The sequence below is a fragment of the Porphyrobacter sp. AAP60 genome (genome assembly GCF_001296025.1).
Taxonomy (GTDB): Bacteria; Pseudomonadota; Alphaproteobacteria; order Sphingomonadales; family Sphingomonadaceae; genus Erythrobacter.
The window spans coordinates 79052-95814 of record NZ_LJHV01000003.1 but is presented as its reverse complement, the minus strand read 5'-3'; the positions used below and the strand labels follow the sequence as shown (position 1 = coordinate 95814).

Annotated in this window: 17 protein-coding genes; 4 read left to right on the top strand and 13 right to left on the bottom strand. The window is 63.9% G+C overall.

The annotated features are described in order from the left end of the window. Positions 1 to 905: Holliday junction branch migration DNA helicase RuvB (gene ruvB / locus IP79_RS04670; protein WP_054118122.1), on the top strand; the 905-nt coding region annotated here is incomplete at its 5' end. Positions 906 to 1034: 129 nt separating this feature from the next. Here ruvB and IP79_RS04665 read toward each other — a convergent pair. The 6 genes from IP79_RS04665 to IP79_RS04640 form a co-directional block, all read right to left on the bottom strand. Next, complete coding sequence (locus IP79_RS04665) at positions 1035 to 1271, bottom strand: hypothetical protein (protein WP_054118107.1); 237 nt, start codon at positions 1269 to 1271, stop codon at positions 1035 to 1037. A gap of 192 nt (positions 1272 to 1463) precedes the next feature. Then, complete coding sequence (locus tag IP79_RS04660) at positions 1464 to 1742, bottom strand: hypothetical protein (RefSeq protein WP_054118106.1); 279 nt, start codon at positions 1740 to 1742, stop codon at positions 1464 to 1466. Positions 1743 to 1760: 18 nt separating this feature from the next. Next, positions 1761 to 2549: a hypothetical protein gene (locus IP79_RS04655; RefSeq protein WP_054118105.1), complete on the bottom strand. Its 789-nt coding sequence runs from the start codon at positions 2547 to 2549 to the stop codon at positions 1761 to 1763. A gap of 175 nt (positions 2550 to 2724) precedes the next feature. After that, a complete protein-coding gene (locus tag IP79_RS04650) occupies positions 2725 to 3222 on the bottom strand; it encodes a rhodanese-like domain-containing protein (RefSeq protein WP_054118104.1) in 498 nt (165 codons plus the stop codon). A gap of 7 nt (positions 3223 to 3229) precedes the next feature. Continuing rightward, positions 3230 to 5902 (bottom strand): aconitate hydratase AcnA, encoded by a 2673-nt coding sequence (gene acnA / locus IP79_RS04645; protein ID WP_054118103.1) that lies wholly within the window; start codon positions 5900 to 5902, stop codon positions 3230 to 3232. A 129-nt stretch (positions 5903 to 6031) separates the two neighbouring features. After that, positions 6032 to 6925 carry a DMT family transporter gene (locus IP79_RS04640; protein ID WP_054118102.1) on the bottom strand — a complete coding sequence of 298 codons (894 nt, stop codon included), beginning with the start codon at positions 6923 to 6925 and terminating at the stop codon, positions 6032 to 6034. Between the two features lie 188 nt (positions 6926 to 7113). On the opposite strand from IP79_RS04640, the gene IP79_RS04635 reads away from it, so the two are divergent. Next, complete coding sequence (locus tag IP79_RS04635; RefSeq protein ID WP_054118101.1) at positions 7114 to 8535, top strand: L,D-transpeptidase family protein; 1422 nt, start codon at positions 7114 to 7116, stop codon at positions 8533 to 8535. A gap of 16 nt (positions 8536 to 8551) precedes the next feature. Here the strand turns inward: IP79_RS04635 and IP79_RS04630 are convergent, their stop codons facing one another. From IP79_RS04630 to ispG, 6 genes are all read right to left on the bottom strand, one after another. Next, entirely contained in the window at positions 8552 to 9253 is a 702-nt protein-coding gene (locus IP79_RS04630; protein ID WP_054118100.1) for a murein L,D-transpeptidase catalytic domain-containing protein, read from the bottom strand. Positions 9254 to 9328: 75 nt separating this feature from the next. Next, positions 9329 to 10801 carry an NAD(P)-binding protein gene (locus IP79_RS04625; RefSeq protein ID WP_054118121.1) on the bottom strand — a complete coding sequence of 491 codons (1473 nt, stop codon included), beginning with the start codon at positions 10799 to 10801 and terminating at the stop codon, positions 9329 to 9331. Positions 10802 to 10836: 35 nt separating this feature from the next. Then, the gene (locus IP79_RS04620; protein WP_054118099.1) at positions 10837 to 11751 is read right to left on the bottom strand and encodes a histone deacetylase; all 915 of its coding nucleotides are present in this window, start codon (positions 11749 to 11751) and stop codon (positions 10837 to 10839) included. A gap of 6 nt (positions 11752 to 11757) precedes the next feature. Beyond that, complete coding sequence (locus IP79_RS04615; protein ID WP_054118098.1) at positions 11758 to 12303, bottom strand: manganese efflux pump MntP family protein; 546 nt, start codon at positions 12301 to 12303, stop codon at positions 11758 to 11760. Then, a complete protein-coding gene (locus IP79_RS04610; protein ID WP_054118097.1) occupies positions 12300 to 12809 on the bottom strand; it encodes a thioredoxin family protein in 510 nt (169 codons plus the stop codon). Before IP79_RS04610 ends, IP79_RS04615 begins: the two co-directional genes overlap by 4 nt. Next, positions 12806 to 13963, bottom strand: a complete 1158-nt coding sequence (gene ispG / locus IP79_RS04605; RefSeq protein WP_054118096.1) for a flavodoxin-dependent (E)-4-hydroxy-3-methylbut-2-enyl-diphosphate synthase — start codon at positions 13961 to 13963, stop codon at positions 12806 to 12808. Before ispG ends, IP79_RS04610 begins: the two co-directional genes overlap by 4 nt. A gap of 99 nt (positions 13964 to 14062) precedes the next feature. Here ispG and IP79_RS04600 point away from each other — a divergent pair, with 99 nt between their 5' ends. Continuing rightward, positions 14063 to 15001, top strand: a complete 939-nt coding sequence (locus IP79_RS04600) for an alpha/beta hydrolase (RefSeq protein ID WP_054118095.1) — start codon at positions 14063 to 14065, stop codon at positions 14999 to 15001. On the opposite strand, the gene IP79_RS04595 is transcribed toward IP79_RS04600, so the two are convergent. Further along, on the bottom strand, positions 14998 to 15510 hold the full coding sequence (locus IP79_RS04595; protein WP_054118094.1) for a GNAT family N-acetyltransferase: 513 nt from the start codon (positions 15508 to 15510) through the stop codon (positions 14998 to 15000). The two genes, IP79_RS04600 and IP79_RS04595, sit on opposite strands and share 4 nt — an antisense overlap. 166 nt (positions 15511 to 15676) lie before the next feature. Between IP79_RS04595 and IP79_RS04590 the strand changes: the two genes are divergently transcribed. After that, positions 15677 to 16714, top strand: coding sequence for an isoaspartyl peptidase/L-asparaginase family protein (locus IP79_RS04590; protein WP_324608170.1), 1038 nt, complete (start codon positions 15677 to 15679; stop codon positions 16712 to 16714). Positions 16715 to 16763 lie beyond the last annotated feature (49 nt).

The window sequence follows — 16763 nt, the reverse complement described above, 5'->3', positions numbered from 1 at the left end:
CGCGCGCGCGCGCGGAGGCGATGGATCATACCTTGTTCTTCGGCCCGCCCGGCCTCGGCAAAACCACGCTGGCGCAGATAATCGCGGGCGAACTGGGCGTGGGCTTCCGCGCAACTAGCGGCCCTGTCATCGCCAAGGCAGGGGACTTGGCCGCGCTGCTCACCAATCTCGAACCGCATGACGTGCTGTTCATCGACGAAATCCACCGCCTCTCGCCCGTGGTGGAGGAAGTGCTCTATCCCGCGATGGAAGACCGCGCGCTCGATCTGATCATCGGCGAGGGGCCGTCGGCGCGCTCTGTCCGCATCGACCTGCCGCCCTTCACGCTGATCGGCGCGACCACCCGTCAAGGCCTGCTGACCACGCCGCTGCGCGACCGTTTCGGCATTCCTGTGCGCCTCAATTTCTACAGCCATGATGAGCTGGAACGGGTTGTCACCCGCGCCGCCGGGCTGCTCGGCCTCGCGATTGCGCCCGATGGCGCGCATGAAATTGCTCGGCGTTCACGCGGCACGCCGCGAGTCGCAGGGCGCTTGCTGCGGCGGGTGCGCGACTTTGCCGATGTCGCAGGCGCGGCCTCCGTCACCCGCCATGTCGCGGACGAAGCGCTGACCCGGCTGGAGATCGACCGGCTTGGTCTGGATGCGATGGACCGGCGCTACCTCACCATGATCGCCACCACCTACAAGGGCGGGCCGGTGGGCATTGAAACCCTCGCGGCGGGCCTCGCCGAGCCGCGCGATACGGTGGAGGAAGTGGTCGAACCCTACCTCATCCAGCTAGGCCTGATCGCCCGCACGGCGCGGGGACGGGTGCTGAATGATGATGGCTGGGCGCATCTGGAAATGGCACCCCCCAGAGATTCGCCGCCGCCGCAAGCAGGGCTGTTCGGCGACGATGGTTAACATTAGAGCTAACTGAAGGCCCGATTTCGGTACCAGTTCGGGACAGCGCAGGGGAAATTGCCCGATTCCGGGGCGATTCCGGCGCTTTGCTGCGGCAAGCCATGGTTAAGCGGATTGCCCCTTCCCGCCTTATGACACCAAAAGAACGCTGGATTTGGAGGCGGTGCGGATTGTCTGCACCTTGCCACAGATAACAGGGTTACCGACTATGTCGCTCAAACTGGCCATCGCGAAGCTCTCCGCTGCAGCAGCGGGTGTGGCATTGTTGCAAGGCGGCGCAGTGCGCATGGCCGAGCCGATGAACACCGACGCGCCCGATTTCAGCAGCAAGATCGATAGCAAGATGATCGCTGTCGATCCGGTCACCGGCGCGCGCTACATCAAGACGCGCACCCGCGACCTGCCGATGCCGGAACAGCGCCGCCGCCGGATTGTCGAGCGCACGATCGAATGCCAGCCGGTTGGCCCGGCAGGCGTGGTTGGTGCGCCGTCGATGCCCGCAGGCGCGGTGCAGGCCTATTTCGATCCCAATGAATGCCCGCCGATCGCGCAGGTCGCCTATATGCCCGCGCCTCTGCCCCCGCTCCCGCCGATTTCGGGTGGCGGCGGCCCCGCCGGCGGTTTTGGCGGATTCGGCGGCGGACTGGGTGGTTTCGGCGGCGGATTTGGGGGCGGCTTCTTCGGCGGCTTCTTCGGCGGCGGCGGCTCGTCTTCGGGCGATGTATCTGTTTCGACCACCACTTCGACCTCCGGCGGCGGCACCAGCAACGGATCGAGCGGCGTGGTTGTCGATATCGACATCGACAATTCCACTTCGACCACCTCGTCCTCGGGCACGATTTCCTCGTCGACCGGTCAGGTTTCCACCTCGACCTCGACCGGCCAGGTGTCTTCGAGCACGGGTGCGGTCTCTTCGTCCGGTGATGTTTCGTCTTCGACCGGTGCGGTTTCGTCTTCGGGCAATGTCAGTTCGTCGACAGGTGCTGTTTCCAGCTCCACCGGCGCGGTTTCATCCTCAACTGGCGCGGTGTCGAGTTCGACCGGCGCAGTCTCGTCTTCGACCGGCAGTGTTTCGTCATCGTCGGGCAATGTCAGTTCTTCGACCGGCGCGGTGTCGAGTTCTTCCTCGTCATCCTCCTCGTCTTCGTCGAGCTCGTCCTCGTCGTCTTCGTCCAGCTCATCGGGCGGCGGTTCAAGCGGCAAGCCCGGTGGCGGGTCAAGCGGCAAGCCCGGCAGCTCGGGCGGTTCGGGTGGCGGATCGTCGAGCAGCGGTTCGTCCTCGTCGAGCTCGAGCTCGTCCAGCTCTTCGTCTTCGGGCGGAGCGACCAGCGGCGGTAGCTCGGGCGATCTGACCAGCAGCACCAGCAGCAGCTCTTCCTCGTCATCCTCGTCCTCGTCCAGCAGCAGCGGGTCGTCGAGCGGTTCTTCGGGCTCTTCCGGCAGCAGCGGTTCTTCGGGCAGCAGCGGATCTTCAGGCAGCAGCGGTTCCAGCAGCAGCAGCTCGTCGGGCAGCAGCAGCTCGTCCGGCTCCACTGGCAGCAGCTCTTCCGGCAGCAGCGGATCGTCGTCCTCGTCCTCGTCGTCCTCGTCGTCGTCTTCGTCCAGCAGTTCATCGTCATCGTCGAGCAGCACCAGCGGCAGCACCGGCGGACACGATGTTCCCGCGCCGCCTATGATGATCCTGTTCGGCCTTGCCGCCGCAGCGATCCTCGGCCGCCGCAAGTTCAGCGATGTAGGCTGAGCCTTCGCGCCCTGCGCACAAACGAAAAGGGCGGCCCAGCGGGGGCCGCCCTTTTCGTTTCAGAAGCAAGACCGGGATTTAGCGCGGTGCGAGCGGTTGGCCCGCTTCCTCCCAAGCGGTGATCCCTCCTGCGAGGTGCTCCACTGGTTTTCCGGTAACACCGGCCAGCAACTCACCCGCCATGGCCGAACGGCGACCCGACCGGCAGTAAAGCACCACTTCGCGCCCGTCTGACAGATCAAGGCGGGCCGGATCGAAACGATCGAGTGCGATGTGTTCCGCACCGGGGATCATCCCTTCGGCCACTTCGGCATCGGTGCGCACGTCGATCAGGCGGATATTGCCCGCTTTCAGCCTTGCTGCAAGTTCATCTGCCGTCAGATCGATCATCACGGGCACGACCGGGGCAGCGCTATCGGCCCCGCTATCATCGGCCGCAGGCGTGGCTGCCATCGCCAGTTCGAACCCGAACGGCGCGGATGGCGCACCTTTGCTGTTGCCGTCCTGCTCGCCCCCGCAGGCCGCCAGCGCCAGCATGGCGGTGGCAGCGAGCAGGGTGGAGCGGGGTGCGATCATGCGCCTGTTATGCCGCCAATTTGCGCAGAACGTAATGGAGAATTCCGCCGTGGCGGTAATATTCCATCTCGTTGGCGGTATCGATCCGGCACAAGGCGGTGAAGGTGAAGCCCGTACCATCGGCGCGGGTGACTTCCACAGCGATGTCCTGACCGGGCGTCAGATCGGCGAGGCCGCGGATCGAGAAGGTGTCGTCTGCCGAAAGGCCCAGGCTTTCGCGGGTGTCACCTTCCTTGAACTGCAGGGGCAGCACGCCCATGCCGACCAGGTTCGAACGGTGGATACGTTCAAAGCTTTCGACGATCACCATCCGCACACCCAGCAGGATCGTGCCCTTGGCCGCCCAGTCGCGCGACGAGCCGGTCCCATATTCCTTGCCGCCGATGACAACCAGCGGGGTACCATCGTCCTTGTGGCGCATGGCAGCGTCATAGATCGGCATGGTCTCGCCGTTGTAGGTGGAGAAACCACCTTCGACGCCGGGCACCATTTCATTCTTGATGCGGATGTTGGCGAAGGTGCCGCGCATCATCACATCATGGTTGCCGCGGCGCGAGCCGTAGGAGTTGAAGTCCTTCTTCGCGACCTGGTTCTGCTTGAGGAAGCTGCCTGCCGGGCTGTCTTCCTTGATCGAACCGGCGGGGCTGATGTGGTCGGTGGTGACCGAATCGCCCAGAATCGCGAGCGGCTTGGCATCCACGATGTCCATGATCGGCGCCGGGGTCATGGTCATGCCCTCGAAATAGGGCGGGTTGGCGACATAGGTGCTGCCTGCGCGCCACTGGTAAGTGTCCGACGGTTCGACCGTGATCGCCTGCCAGTGCTCGTCACCGTCATAGACGTTGGCGTAGCGGCTGACGAACATCGAACGGTCGATATTGGCGGCGCGGTTCTCGGCGATTTCCGCGTTGGTGGGCCACAGATCGGCGAGCATCACGTCGTTGCCGTCCTGATCCTGACCGATCGGGGTGGTGGTGATGTCCTCGGTGACGGTGCCCTTCAGCGCGTAAGCCACCACCAGCGGCGGCGAGGCGAGGAAGTTGGCGCGCACATCGGGGCTGACGCGCCCTTCGAAGTTGCGGTTGCCCGAAAGGACGGATGCCGCAACGATGTCATTACCGTTGATCGCGGCGCTGATCGGGGCGGCCAGCGGGCCGGAATTGCCGATGCAGGTAGTGCAGCCATAGCCGACCAGATCGAACCCGACCGCGTCGAGGTGCGCCTGCAGGCCCGACTTCACCAGATAATCAGTGACCACCTGCGAACCGGGGGCGAGCGAGGTCTTGACCCACGGCTTGGGCTTCAGGCCCTTTTCGTTGGCCTTCTTCGCCACCAGTCCGGCAGCAATCAGCACATCGGGGTTTGAAGTGTTGGTGCAGGAAGTAATCGCGGCAATCACCACGTCGCCATCGCCGATGTCGTGGCTCTTGCCTTCAACCGCAACGCGGGCGGGGCCGGATTTGCCGTAAACCTTGCTGAGGTCGCCGTTGAACAGATCGTCCACCTCTTGCAGGATCACCTTGTCCTGCGGGCGCTTCGGCCCGGCAAGGCTGGGGACGACGGTGGCCATGTCGAGGCTCAGCGTCTTGGTGAACACCGGCACGTTGGCCGGGTCAAACCACATGCCCTGCGCCTTGGCATAGGCTTCAACCAGCGCGATGTTTTCTTCGCTGCGGCCGGTCAGACGCATATATTCGGTTGTCTTGTCGTCGATCCCGAAGAAGCCGCAGGTCGCGCCATATTCAGGCGCCATGTTGGCGATGGTCGCGCGGTCAGCCAGCGTGAGGTTGGCGACGCCAGGGCCGTAGAACTCGACGAAGCGGCCGACGACGCCGACGTTGCGGAGCATCTGCACGCAGGTCAGCACCAGATCGGTCGCGGTTACGCCCTCGGCCATCGCACCTTCGAGATGGAAGCCGACCACTTCGGGAATCAGCATCGAAACGGGCTGGCCGAGCATCGCGGCCTCGGCCTCGATCCCGCCGACGCCCCAGCCCAGCACGCCCAGACCGTTGATCATGGTGGTGTGGCTGTCCGTGCCCACGCAGGTGTCGGGATAAGCGACCATCACGCCGTCCGGGCCTTCGCTGGACCACACGGCCTGCGCCAGATGTTCAAGGTTCACCTGGTGGCAGATGCCGGTGCCGGGAGGCACGGCGGTGAAGTTCTGGAAGCTTTTGCTGCCCCACTTCAGGAAGTCGTAACGCTCGGCATTACGCTCGTATTCCAAAGCCATATTGGCTTCCATCGCCTTGGGATGGCCGAATTCGTCGACCATGACCGAGTGGTCGATCACGAGATTGACCGGCACCAGCGGATTGATCTTGGCGGTGTCACCGCCCAGTTTCTTGATCGCATCGCGCATCGCAGCCAGATCCACCACGCAGGGCACGCCGGTGAAATCCTGCAACAGCACGCGCGCGGGGCGGTACTGGATTTCATTGCCGGTGGCGGGGTTGTTCTGCCAGTCGACAATCGCCTGGATGTGTTCACGCCCGACGGTGAAGCCGCCGTCTTCGAAGCGCAGCAGGTTTTCCAGCAGCACCTTCATCGAAATCGGCAGGCGCGACACATCGCCCAAGTGCTCGGCAGCCTTCGCGAGCGAATAATAGGCGTATTGCTTGTCGCCTACGTTGAGGGTCTGGCGGGTAGCGAGCGTGTCCTGGCCGATTGCGGTCATTGGAGGGGTTCCATCCTATTTTAGATTACCCGCCCCGATCCACCAAGGGCGCGGTTTCGCCGCAGCCACTGCGCTTTCAGGCGCGCAAGGTCAAGGGGGCCAAAGGCCGCAGTGCCTCGGCAGAAGGTCTTACGTTACGGCTTCGCTGGCCTCTACCGGGGCCCTGCGGGTCGCCATCCAGCATCCTGCCACGATCAGCGCGGTTCCAGCCAATGTCGGCCAGGTCACGCCCTCGCGGAAGAACAGCCAGCCGAACGCACTGGCCCACACAAAGCCGGAATATTCGGTCGGCACCAGCGCCTGCGCTTCGGCGCGGGCATACGCCCAGGCGATGGCGAGCGACCCGGCAACCGTCAGCGCGCCTGCCGCCAGCAGCGGGATCATCGCCCCGGTGTCTGGCGTCTCCCACGCGAAGGGTGCAAGGGTCAGCAGCACCAGCCCGCCGATCCCGCTGTGGAAGGTCGCTATCTCCAATGGCCCGGCCAACTGCGCCTGTTTGCGAATGACGATGAAATTATAGGCATAGAGCAATGCCGAGACGAACAGCGAGGCCACGCCCAGCGCCGCGCCTTCATCAAACTCGCCTTGCCCGATCCGCCCGCCGACGATCACCAACGTGCCAGCAAAGCCGAGCAGGCTGGCGGAAATCGCCGCACGGCTGATCACCTCGCCCAGCAAGACATGCGCAAGATAAAGCGCAATCAGGGGCGCAATGAAGCTCAGCGCAATCGCTTCGGCCAGCGGCAGGCGGGTGAGCGCGAAGAAAAAGGATAGCGCCATGAAGGCGGACACGATCCCGCGTTCCAGATGCAGCTTCCACACCGCGCGCGAAGGCATGGTCGGCCCGCGCGAAAGCCAGACGGGCGCAATCAGCGCCGCTCCGATGAATGCGCGCAGCACCGTTGCGGTATAGGCGCCGATCATCAACGCCGCTTCTTTCATGAAGGCATCCATCAGCGACAGGAACCCCACGCCAGCCAAGGCGGCAATGAAAGGCAGCAAGGGGTGGTCGCGCAGCGGCATGGCCCGCACTGTTTAATCGCGCTGGCGGCGAAGGTCACGTGGCGGTGATGCATCAGCGCCGCGGCTGTGCACATTCATCCGCCTGAAAGCGAAGGTGGTTGATAGGGGGCGCCAGACCGGAGTAAGGTTGCAAAATATCGATTGCTGCCGCGACCGGCGGCTATACGGGGCAGGAAAAGGCGTTAGAAATGATCAGGTTTTCGGGCAAACTCGCAGGCGGCGCGGCCATTGCAGCGCTGGTGGCGACAGCGGCGCTGGCGCAGGATGGTGCTGCGGCAGGCTCGCAGATGCTTGGCCGCAGCCAGCAGCAGGGCGGCCCGCAGCCTGCGCAGCTTCCGCCCGCAACGCCCAAGCCTGCAGAATCATTCGATCAGGCCTTCCCGCAGACCGTGTCGGAACCCGTGGTGCAGGCCGGAATGGAGGCACCAGCGCCGCTCGTGCAGCCGTGGACCGTCGCGCAAGCGGCCAAACTGGTGGGCGTGATCGAAGGCATCGGGGCAGAAGGGCTTGATCCGGCCGATTACGATCTCGAACCGCTTAAGGTGGCGCTGGCTTCTGGCCCGTCGGACGAATTGAACCAGCTCGCTTCGCAAAGCTTCGTGTGGCTGGTTGAGGATCTGCGCGACGGGCGCACCCCGATGGAGGCGCGCGAACAGTGGTTCGTGGTCGATCCCGATCGCGAAACCTATCGCACTGGCGATATTCTCGCTGAAGCGCTGGCAACCGGTGACATTGCAGCTGCACTGGAGAAGCTCAATCCGACCCACCCCGATTACGCCCGCCTGCGCGCAGCACTGATCAAGACGCCTGAAAGCGAAGCTGCAAAGCGCAAGCTGATCCGCGCCAATATGGACCGCTGGCGCTGGCTGGCACGCGATCTGGGGCAGCAATATCTGATCACCAACGTGCCGGAATTCCAGCTGCGGCTGACGGTCAAGGACCAGATCATCAAGACCTATCGCACAGTCGTCGGCAAGCCGGGGCGCACCGCGACGCCGCAGCTGGCGGAAATGGTGCAGGGCGTGGTGTTCAACCCGACCTGGACGGTGCCGCAGTCCATCGTCAAGGGCGAAGGGCTGGGGGCCAAGGTGCTTGCCAACCCCGCATGGGCCAAGCGTAACGGCTATGTCGGGACCAAGGGTGCCAATGGCTATATCAGCGTGGTGCAGCAGCCGGGGCCGGGCAATTCGCTGGGCCTGATGAAGCTGGAAATGCCCAACCCGCACGCGATCTTCTTCCACGACACGCCTTCGCGTCACCTGTTTGCCAACGAATCGCGGGCGCTAAGCCACGGTTGCATCCGCACCGAACGCGCGCTGGAACTGGCGATGACAATGGCGATTCTGGGCAAGGGCGCGACCAAGGATGAAGCGGTCGCAATCTCCACCTCGGGGAAATACAAGAAGGTCATGCTGGAAAAGCAGTGGCCTGCCTATATCACCTATTTCACGATGGCCTCCGATATCAACGGCGAAATGGCGACCTTCAAGGACATCTACAACCGCGACGCGCCGGTGCTCGCCAGCCTCGAAAAGCCGCGGGTGCGCAACCGCAGCATCCTGCCGACCGACGAGGTGATCGTGATCGAGGATGATTTGCAGGATAGCTAGGGGCGGGTGAAGCGCCTCAATACGCGCTGCTGACGGGACGCTGTCCGAGGTCAAGCGGTGTGCGTTCGATCATCGCCAGTTCGGGCACCGGCTGGATGCTGCCATCTTCTTCCAGACCCAGCGAATCCGCGAATAGCAAGCGCCCGCCGGAAAGGTGCATCAGCGCGATGCGGAACTGTTCCTCCCCCATGGCAAAGCAGCCGTTCGAACGGCCCAGACGGCCCCAGCGTTCGAGATGCGACGGCTCGGCATAATCGGCGCGGTGCATCACGATATAGCGTTGCAGCGCGGCGTTGTTGGTTTCGTCCAGCCCGCCCAGCCGCACCGAAGTGCCATAGCGGCCCTTGTACCATTCCCACGTCACGTAAGCCCCGCGACTGGTCGCGTTGGAACCTTCGGTGTTACTGAACTGCTTGAGCCAGCCATCGTGCTGCGGGTCGGACCCCGTGCCGTGGCTGACATGGTACGACTGCACTTCGGCCCGATCGAGATTGACGAAGTGGAACCGCGGCTTGGCCGAATGCAGGCCGTAATCGGCAATGCCGACAATATCGTGCTTCCAGATGGCGCTGCCCGCCCGCGCCAGTTCGCGCTTGGCGATATCGAACAGGATGCGATCGCGCGGGCTGCCGGGCGCGACGGACGCGAACAGGCGTGAGGGCAAAGCCAATGCCGCCCCGGCCACCAGAGAGCCCTTCAAAAGATCGCGCCGCTTCATCCTGTCATAACCTATATTGCAATGTCCCGGTTCCCAAGCCCAAGATTGTGCCGTCAGCCGCATTAACGCAGCGTTTCATGCCCGATTTCCGGCCGAATTCATACCGGCCTCGTGCAACGCCTTTGCCGCCATGCCCAGTTTGATGACGCCGGGCAGATTGGCCCTAATTGCCTCTGCCACGGGTGCCAATGCTGCAAGGCGCGGGCTGCGTGTCGCCTTCAACCGGGCGATTTCCGGGCCGGTGGGGTGAAGGCGGCTGCGCGCATTGAAGCTTTCGGTCTTGGGATTGGCGGACAACATCGCGCCCGACAGCAGATTGGCCATCACCGCATAGGGATAGGTATCGGGGCAATCGGTCAGCGGTGCGGGCGTGCACAGCGGATTGCGGTCCTCGTCGGTCTTAAAATTGACTTCGAGGAACGCCGCCAGTGCAGCGCTGTAAGGTACGAACGGGGTCTGCACCAGTTGCAGCGTGATGGTATCGCCATCGAAGAACGGACGTGTCTGGCCGCGCGTGTTGAACGGCACGGCGGTGGCGGTGCAATCGATGAACAGCGTGTTCGGCGGCACGGCGACCCGCACATCGCCGAACAGCATCGCCTCAGGCTCGATCGCGGTGACGCGGCCGTTCCGGTGGACGCGGGTGATCTGCTGCATCAGCGCCACCTCGCCTTCGGAAATGACCGCAAAGTGGAACATCGCCGGCTCGACCGCCGGATCGATCCGCAGCATCACGCCGCGCTGTTCGAGCAGGTGGCACAGTTCGCGGCCATTGCTTGCCGCCGTGGCGCTTTCGACCAGCGCGAGCTGGAAATCCACCAGCTCCTCCAATGCGGCGTGGGCCGGTTGCAGCTTGCGGCGATTGAACATCCAGCTGTCGCGCGGTCGCACCCATTCGATCCGTTCCGGCGCGACACCGGCTTCGATCAGCCACACGGCAGTGTCCATCGCAGTCTTGCCGCCGCCAAGGATCACGAAATGCGCCGGCGGATTGGCCGCTTCGAGCCACAGGCCCGGCAGATCGCCCGGAACCGCTCGGCGCGTGCCCGGCATGGCGGCGAAGGCGGGCGTGTGCGTTGCAGGAACCGAGGTCTGGAACCACGTCGCATCAACCAGCTTGCGCCGCACGGCAACAGTCTGCTCGGCCCTAGAAAGGATACCGCGCAAGGCATGCACGTCATCTGTCCGCCCGCGATAATCTGTCAGCGGCAGGTAGGTGACCCGTCCGCTCGGCAGCAGCCGGTCGCGCATCAGCTTGTCATAATAGGCAAGGATTTCGGCATGGCGGGCGAGCGGGTACATCCCGGCATTGTGGCCTTCGGTATCGACCCGGTCGGTGCACAGTTCGAGCGAATTCACGCCGTAGGTTGCGCTCGGCTGGTGCAGGGCGACGAAGGAATAGGCGTCATTCCAATGCCCGCCGGGCCGTGCATGGCGATCAACGATGGTGATGTGGCAATCGGGGTCTTCATCGATCAGCGTATCGGCAAAGGCCAGCCCCACCGCGCCTGCGCCGACAATCAGGTAATCGGTGGTGATGTCCGCCATGCTGCTGTTCCCCGCAAGATGCCAAGGGCGTAGCATCAATCGGCCGAGCGTGCCTGCGCATTCTCATCGGCCATCGCCAGCATTGAACGCGCATGGCGGGCTGCCACCTCGCGCGCATCATCGCCATAGCCTCCGCCCAGTGCCGAGGCGATAGCCAGGCCGCGCTGACGCGCTTGGTTGACCACAAAGCGGTCACGCAGTTCCAGCCCCGCATCGCTCAGCGCGAGCCGCCCCAGCTTGTCGTCCCGGTGCGGATCGACGCCTGCCTGATAGAGCACAAAATCAGGCGCGAAATCAGCCAGCACTCGGGGCAAGTGGCGGCAGAGAGCCTCCATGTAGCCGTCATCATCCACACCGTCAGGAAGGCCGACATCGAGGGTGGAGCGTGCTTTCCTGACCGGGAAGTTCTTTTCCGCATGGAGCGAGAGCGTGAATATCTCCTCGCGGCCCGCAGTCAGGCTGGCTGTGCCATCGCCCTGATGCACATCCAGATCGACGATCAGAATGCGGCGCGCATCGCCTTCGGCAATCAGGCGATTGGCGGTAACGGCAAGATCGTTGAACACGCAATAACCCGCGCCGGTATCATGCAGGGCATGGTGGCTTCCGGCGGCGGAATTGGCGGCATATCCGTGCGTGCGGGCTAGCTGTGCGGCGAGCCAGGTGCCGCCATTGGTGTGGCGCACGCGGGATGTGATCGCGGGGGTCACCGGAAAGCCGATCCGGCGTTCCTTGTCGCGGGGGACTTCGGCGCGGAAAACAGCGTCGACATAATCGGGGCAATGCACCGCTTCCAGCCATTCGCGCGGCATGGGCTTGGGCGCATGTTCGGTGATCGGCGCTCCGCTGGCCCGCAATTCTTCCATCACGAGGTAGTATTTGTCGAAACGGAACGTCCCGCGTTCCGGGCGCGGAGCCATGTAATCGGCGTGGTGGACAACATGGAGCATCGCGGGTCAGAGGTATCCGGAATGCTCGGCGAGGATTTTGCACCCCAGTGCGATCAGGATCACGCCGCCCGCCCGTTCGGCCCAGTCGCCGTAGCGATCGCCCGCGACCCGGCCCAGTTTGACCCCGGCGGCGCTCAACACGAAGGTTACGATGCCGATCAAAGCGGCAGCTGTCAGCCCGGCCACTTCAAGCGTCGGCAGCGTAATTCCGGCCGCCAGCGCATCGACACTGGTCGCCACCCCAGCCACCAGCAATGCCTTGCCGGTCAGGGCGCGGGCAGCTTCATCTTCGCCGACATGGCCGATCAGCATCCGCACGCCGAGGAAAGTCAGCAGGCCGAACGCGATCCAGTGATCGATCGCTTCGATATAATCGAAAGCGATTGCCCCGATCCCCCAGCCGATCAGCGGCATGATGCCCTGAAACACCCCGAAGGTCAGCGCGATGGCGAAGGCTCCGTCAAGTCCGGGTCGGAACCGCGCGCCCTGGGTCAGCGCGACCGCAAAGGCGTCCATCGCCAGCGCAAGGGCCAGAAGCAGCGCAGCAATCATGGCGTAATGGCAGCGTCAGCCAGTTCGGTGAGCTCCGCGAAGATCGCGTCTTCGCTGCGGCTGGCGGCGTTGCGCCAGCTTTGCGCGGTGTCGGCGTTGACCAGATTTCCGTCCGCCGTCAGCACCAGTAGCGCAGGCGTGCCGGGGAAGCCTTCGAGGCCGAAACGTTCCGCCACATCAAGGTTATGCCCGTCACCCGACTGCGGCAGACCGACGTTGACGAACACCAACTCGTACCGCTCGGCCACCAATGCGGCAAAACGCGGGGTTTCCAGCCATCCGGCCAACGCACGGCTATCGTGGCACCAGTTCGCGCCCATCACCAGCAGCACGCGTTTGTCATCGGCAGCCGCGCGGGCGAGCGCGGCATCGACATCGGCCATGGCATCAGGTGTCACGGTGAAGGATTTCGCTTCCGGGTGGGTGGCTAAAGCAGGGGATACCGGCGTCGTCGCGCAAGCGGCCAGCACCAGCGCCAAACTTGCGGCAATCGCTGCGCGGATCACTCTGCGGCTTCTGCCGCTTGCTGCGGGGCAGCGTGGGGATCGAAGGCGACCTGCTCGCCCGCTTCGATGGCGGCGGCCTTTTCCTCGACCAGCCGAACGATGTGATCGAGCATCGCCTCGTCATCAATCGCGTGGGCCTTCATGCCGGAAAGGTAGACCATGTGCTTGCCATTGCCGCCGCCGGTCAGGCCGATATCGGTTTCGCGCGCTTCGCCCGGCCCGTTGACCACGCAGCCGAGCACTGAAAGGCTCATCGGGGTCTTGATGTGTTCAAGCCGCTTTTCCAGCGTCTCGACCGTGCGGATCACGTCGAAGCCCTGCCGCGAGCATGAGGGGCAAGACACCACCCGCACGCCGCGGGTGCGCAGGCCCAGCGCTTTCAGCATGTGGTAGCCGACCTTGATCTCTTCTTCCGGCTCGGCAGACAGCGACACCCGGATCGTGTCACCGATCCCCGCCCACAGCAGACTGCCCATACCGATGCTGGATTTTACCGTGCCGCCGATCAGTCCCCCCGCCTCGGTAATGCCGAGGTGCAGCGGGCAATCGACCGTTTCGGCAAGGCCATGATAGGCCGCGACCGCGAGGAAGACGTCGCTCGCCTTTACCGCCACCTTGTACTCGTGAAAATCGTGATCCTGCAACAGCTTGATGTGATCCAGCGCGCTTTCGATCAGGGCTTCGGGGCAGGGCTCCCCATATTTTTCGAGCAGGTCTTTTTCCAAGGACCCCGCGTTCACGCCAATGCGGATCGCGCAGCCATTGGCCTTGGCGGCGCGCACTACTTCAGCAACGCGCTGGGACGATCCGATATTGCCGGGATTGATGCGCAGGCATGCCGCGCCGGCGTCAGCCGCTTCGAGTGCGCGCTTGTAGTGGAAGTGGATGTCGGCAACGATCGGGATGCGTGCGCCGCGGGTGATCTTCTTGAAATCGCGGGTCGATTCTTCAGTCGGGCAGGACACACGGATAATGTCCGCGCCGACTTCTTCGCAGCGCCGGATCTGGTCGAGCGTGGCGGTGACATCCTCTGTCGGGGTGTTGGTCATGGTCTGCACGGTGATCGGCGCATCGCCGCCCACGGGGACATTCCCCACCATGATCTGACGCGATTTGCGCCGTTCGATTGTGCGCCAGGGCCGAATGGAAGACATGTGCCAGCCTATAGCCGTGCAGGGGTGACGGAGCAATGACTCGCGCGCGCTTGACTTGGCGCTTCGCTTCGCCAGTCTGGCGCGGCAAGGGGAGACACAATGCTGACCGACACCGCGATCGAATTGCGCAGCAGCGCGCCCAGCCTTGTCTTGCGGCTGGTGAAATGGGTGATGGCACGCACCACGCCAGTGTTTCCGCATACCGCAGAAGGGTTCCATCAGCGCATGGCCGGTCGGCCCCTGCCCGCAGATGCGCCGACGCCGGTCGCTTTCACCCGCGATTTCCTGGTCGGCGGTTGGGAGGCAGCGGGGCATCCGGTGGTGACAATCCACCCCAAAAGCGGCCCGGCCACGTGGCATATGCTCTATTTCCATGGCGGCGGGTTCGTGCAGCCGATGTTCAAGGTGCACTGGCCGCTGGTGGGGGCGATGGTGAAACATTGCGGGATCAGCGTCACCGTGCCGCTCTATCCGGTTGTGCCCGAGGCACCGCATTCCGAGCAGGATGCGGTCGCCGATGCGGCCTTTGCGACGCTGGCCGAACATCACGATCCGGCCAAGATCATCCTCAACGGCGATTCCGCGGGCGCGCACATGGCGCTGGCGCTGGCCTTGCGACTGGCCAAGGCAGGCGCGGCGATGCCGGGCAAACTGGCGCTGTTTGCGCCCTGGCTGGATCTGACACTGGCCGATCCCGAAATTGCGGCGGTCGAGCCGCATGACCTGATGCTCAAGATCGGCACGCTGCGCGCCTGCGGGGAAATGGTGGCGGGCGGACGCGATCCGGCGAGCGCCGAAGTCAGCCCGCTCTATGCCTCGGCAGAAGAACTTGCCGCGCTGCCGCCGACGCGCATCTGGACCGGGCGGCACGACATCTTCATCGTCGATTCGCGCACGTTTGTGGGCAAGCTGCGTGCTGCCGGGGTGGATGCAAAACTGTATGAGTACGAGGCCGCGCCGCACGTCTTCATGGCGATCACCCCGACGCGTGAGGCGAAGGATGTGTTCGGCCTGCTGAGCGATTTTCTCGCAGCTTAGAGCCGTAATTCGTAGAGGAATTCGTGGTCGACGTGCTGACCCACTTCAAAGGTGATGTCAGCGATCTTGCCAAAGCCATAGCGCTGATAAAACCGCTGCGCGCCGAAATTCTCCGAAAACACCGAAAGCTGGATCGCATCGCAACCCTGCGCGCGCGCATAGTCCAGCGCCCAGTCCATCAGCGCCGCGCCGATGCCTTCGCCGGTGCGACCGGGTGCGGTATAGAGCTGCCCCAGCGCGATCGGGTTGCGGGCGTCGGAATGCTCCACATACCAGCTGGGGTGACGCATTTTGCAATAGCCGATCAGCTCGCCCGCCTCATCGGCAAGGCGGTGGATGCATTCCGGGCCTGCGATTTCTTCGGCGACGGCGCTTTCGGAATAGACCTGTTCAAGAAACGCGGAGAGATCCTCGGGCCGGTAGAGATGTTCAAAGGTGGCGCAAAAGCTCGAGCTGCCAAGTTGGGCAAGCGCGGGCGCATCGGCGAGTGTGGCAGGGCGCAGAATCATGGATGCCGCCGTAGCGAGCCGGGCCTGCGTTGTTAAGCTGGCGAAAGGTGCAGGGGCGCGTTACATCATCGGGCCATGAAAAACGTCCTCACGCTGATCGCGCTCGCCCTGTTGCCCGCTGCTGCCTTTGCCGAGGAAGCGCCGCCCGAAGCTCCCAAATGGTCGATTGCGATTCACGGGGGGGGCAGGCACGCTCAGCCGCAAGGCGATGACGCCGGAAAAAGAAGCGGAATACGAGGCGGCCTTGCAGGTCGCGCTCGATGCCGGGGCCAAGGTGTTGGCCGAGGGCGGCAGCGCGATGGATGCGATCAAGGCCGCGATCATCCCGATGGAGGATTCCGCCCTGTTCAATGCAGGCAAGGGTGCGGTGTTCACCTGGGATGGCACCAACGAGCTTGATTCCTCGATCATGGACGGGCGGGATCGTTCGGCAGGCGCGGTTGCGGGCGTAAAGACGGTCAAGAACCCGATCCTCCTCGCCGATACCGTGCGCACGCAAAGCGAACACGTGATGCTGATGGGCGCCGGCGCTGAGGCATTCGCGGCGGAAAAGGGCTTTGCCGTCACCCCGCCCGAATATTTCGCCACACCCGCCCGGCGCGAGGCGCTGGAGCGGATGAAGGCGGAACCGCTTTCGGCGTTGGACGTCGATCACAAGTTCGGCACGGTGGGCGCGGTCGCGCTCGACCAGAACGGCAATCTGGCGGCGGGCACGTCGACCGGCGGCATGACCGGCAAGCGCTGGGGCCGCGTGGGTGATGCGCCGGTGATCGGGGCGGGCACCTATGCGGATAACCGCGCCTGCGCGGTGTCAGCGACGGGCTGGGGGGAGTATTTCCTCCGCGTCGGCGTGGCGCATGAGATTTGCGCGCGGCTGCGAATGGAGCGCGAAGAAAAGCGTGGGGCGATTGAATGGGAGGCGTCGCGAGCAGTAAATGAGGCCAATCCCGGCAATATTACATACACTCATGTGAGGTCGATCAATCTGCCTTCACAATCCGCGCAAGATGCTGCTGACGACGTGATGGATGACGTTGCCTCACTCGGCGGCGATGGCGGGGTGATCCTCGTGACGCCCGAAGGTCATGCAATCTTCAGCTTCAACACCAGCGGCATGTATCGCGGCCGGGCCACAAGCGAAGGCGTGCGTGAAGTGGCGATCTTCGGTGGTGAGGATCAGGCTTCGGCTACGCCGGATCATTGAAAAATCTCCGTTCGCCTCGAGCGTAGTCGAGAGGCTCTGGCGAAGGTGT

What these genes read in the sequence shown, in the direction of transcription:
- IP79_RS04650 (WP_054118104.1), bottom strand. Translation starts at nt 3,222, where the DNA reads ATGATCGCACCCCGCTCCACCCTGCTCGCTGCCACCGCCATGCTGGCG.
- acnA (WP_054118103.1), bottom strand. Translation starts at nt 5,902, where the DNA reads ATGACCGCAATCGGCCAGGACACGCTCGCTACCCGCCAGACCCTCAAC.
- IP79_RS04640 (WP_054118102.1), bottom strand. Translation starts at nt 6,925, where the DNA reads ATGCCGCTGCGCGACCACCCCTTGCTGCCTTTCATTGCCGCCTTGGCT.
- IP79_RS04635 (WP_054118101.1), top strand. Translation starts at nt 7,114, where the DNA reads ATGATCAGGTTTTCGGGCAAACTCGCAGGCGGCGCGGCCATTGCAGCG.
- IP79_RS04630 (WP_054118100.1), bottom strand. Translation starts at nt 9,253, where the DNA reads ATGAAGCGGCGCGATCTTTTGAAGGGCTCTCTGGTGGCCGGGGCGGCA.
- IP79_RS04625 (WP_054118121.1), bottom strand. Translation starts at nt 10,801, where the DNA reads ATGGCGGACATCACCACCGATTACCTGATTGTCGGCGCAGGCGCGGTG.
- IP79_RS04620 (WP_054118099.1), bottom strand. Translation starts at nt 11,751, where the DNA reads ATGCTCCATGTTGTCCACCACGCCGATTACATGGCTCCGCGCCCGGAA.
- IP79_RS04615 (WP_054118098.1), bottom strand. Translation starts at nt 12,303, where the DNA reads ATGATTGCTGCGCTGCTTCTGGCCCTTGCGCTGGCGATGGACGCCTTT.
- ispG (WP_054118096.1), bottom strand. Translation starts at nt 13,963, where the DNA reads ATGTCTTCCATTCGGCCCTGGCGCACAATCGAACGGCGCAAATCGCGT.
- IP79_RS04600 (WP_054118095.1), top strand. Translation starts at nt 14,063, where the DNA reads ATGCTGACCGACACCGCGATCGAATTGCGCAGCAGCGCGCCCAGCCTT.
- IP79_RS04595 (WP_054118094.1), bottom strand. Translation starts at nt 15,510, where the DNA reads ATGATTCTGCGCCCTGCCACACTCGCCGATGCGCCCGCGCTTGCCCAA.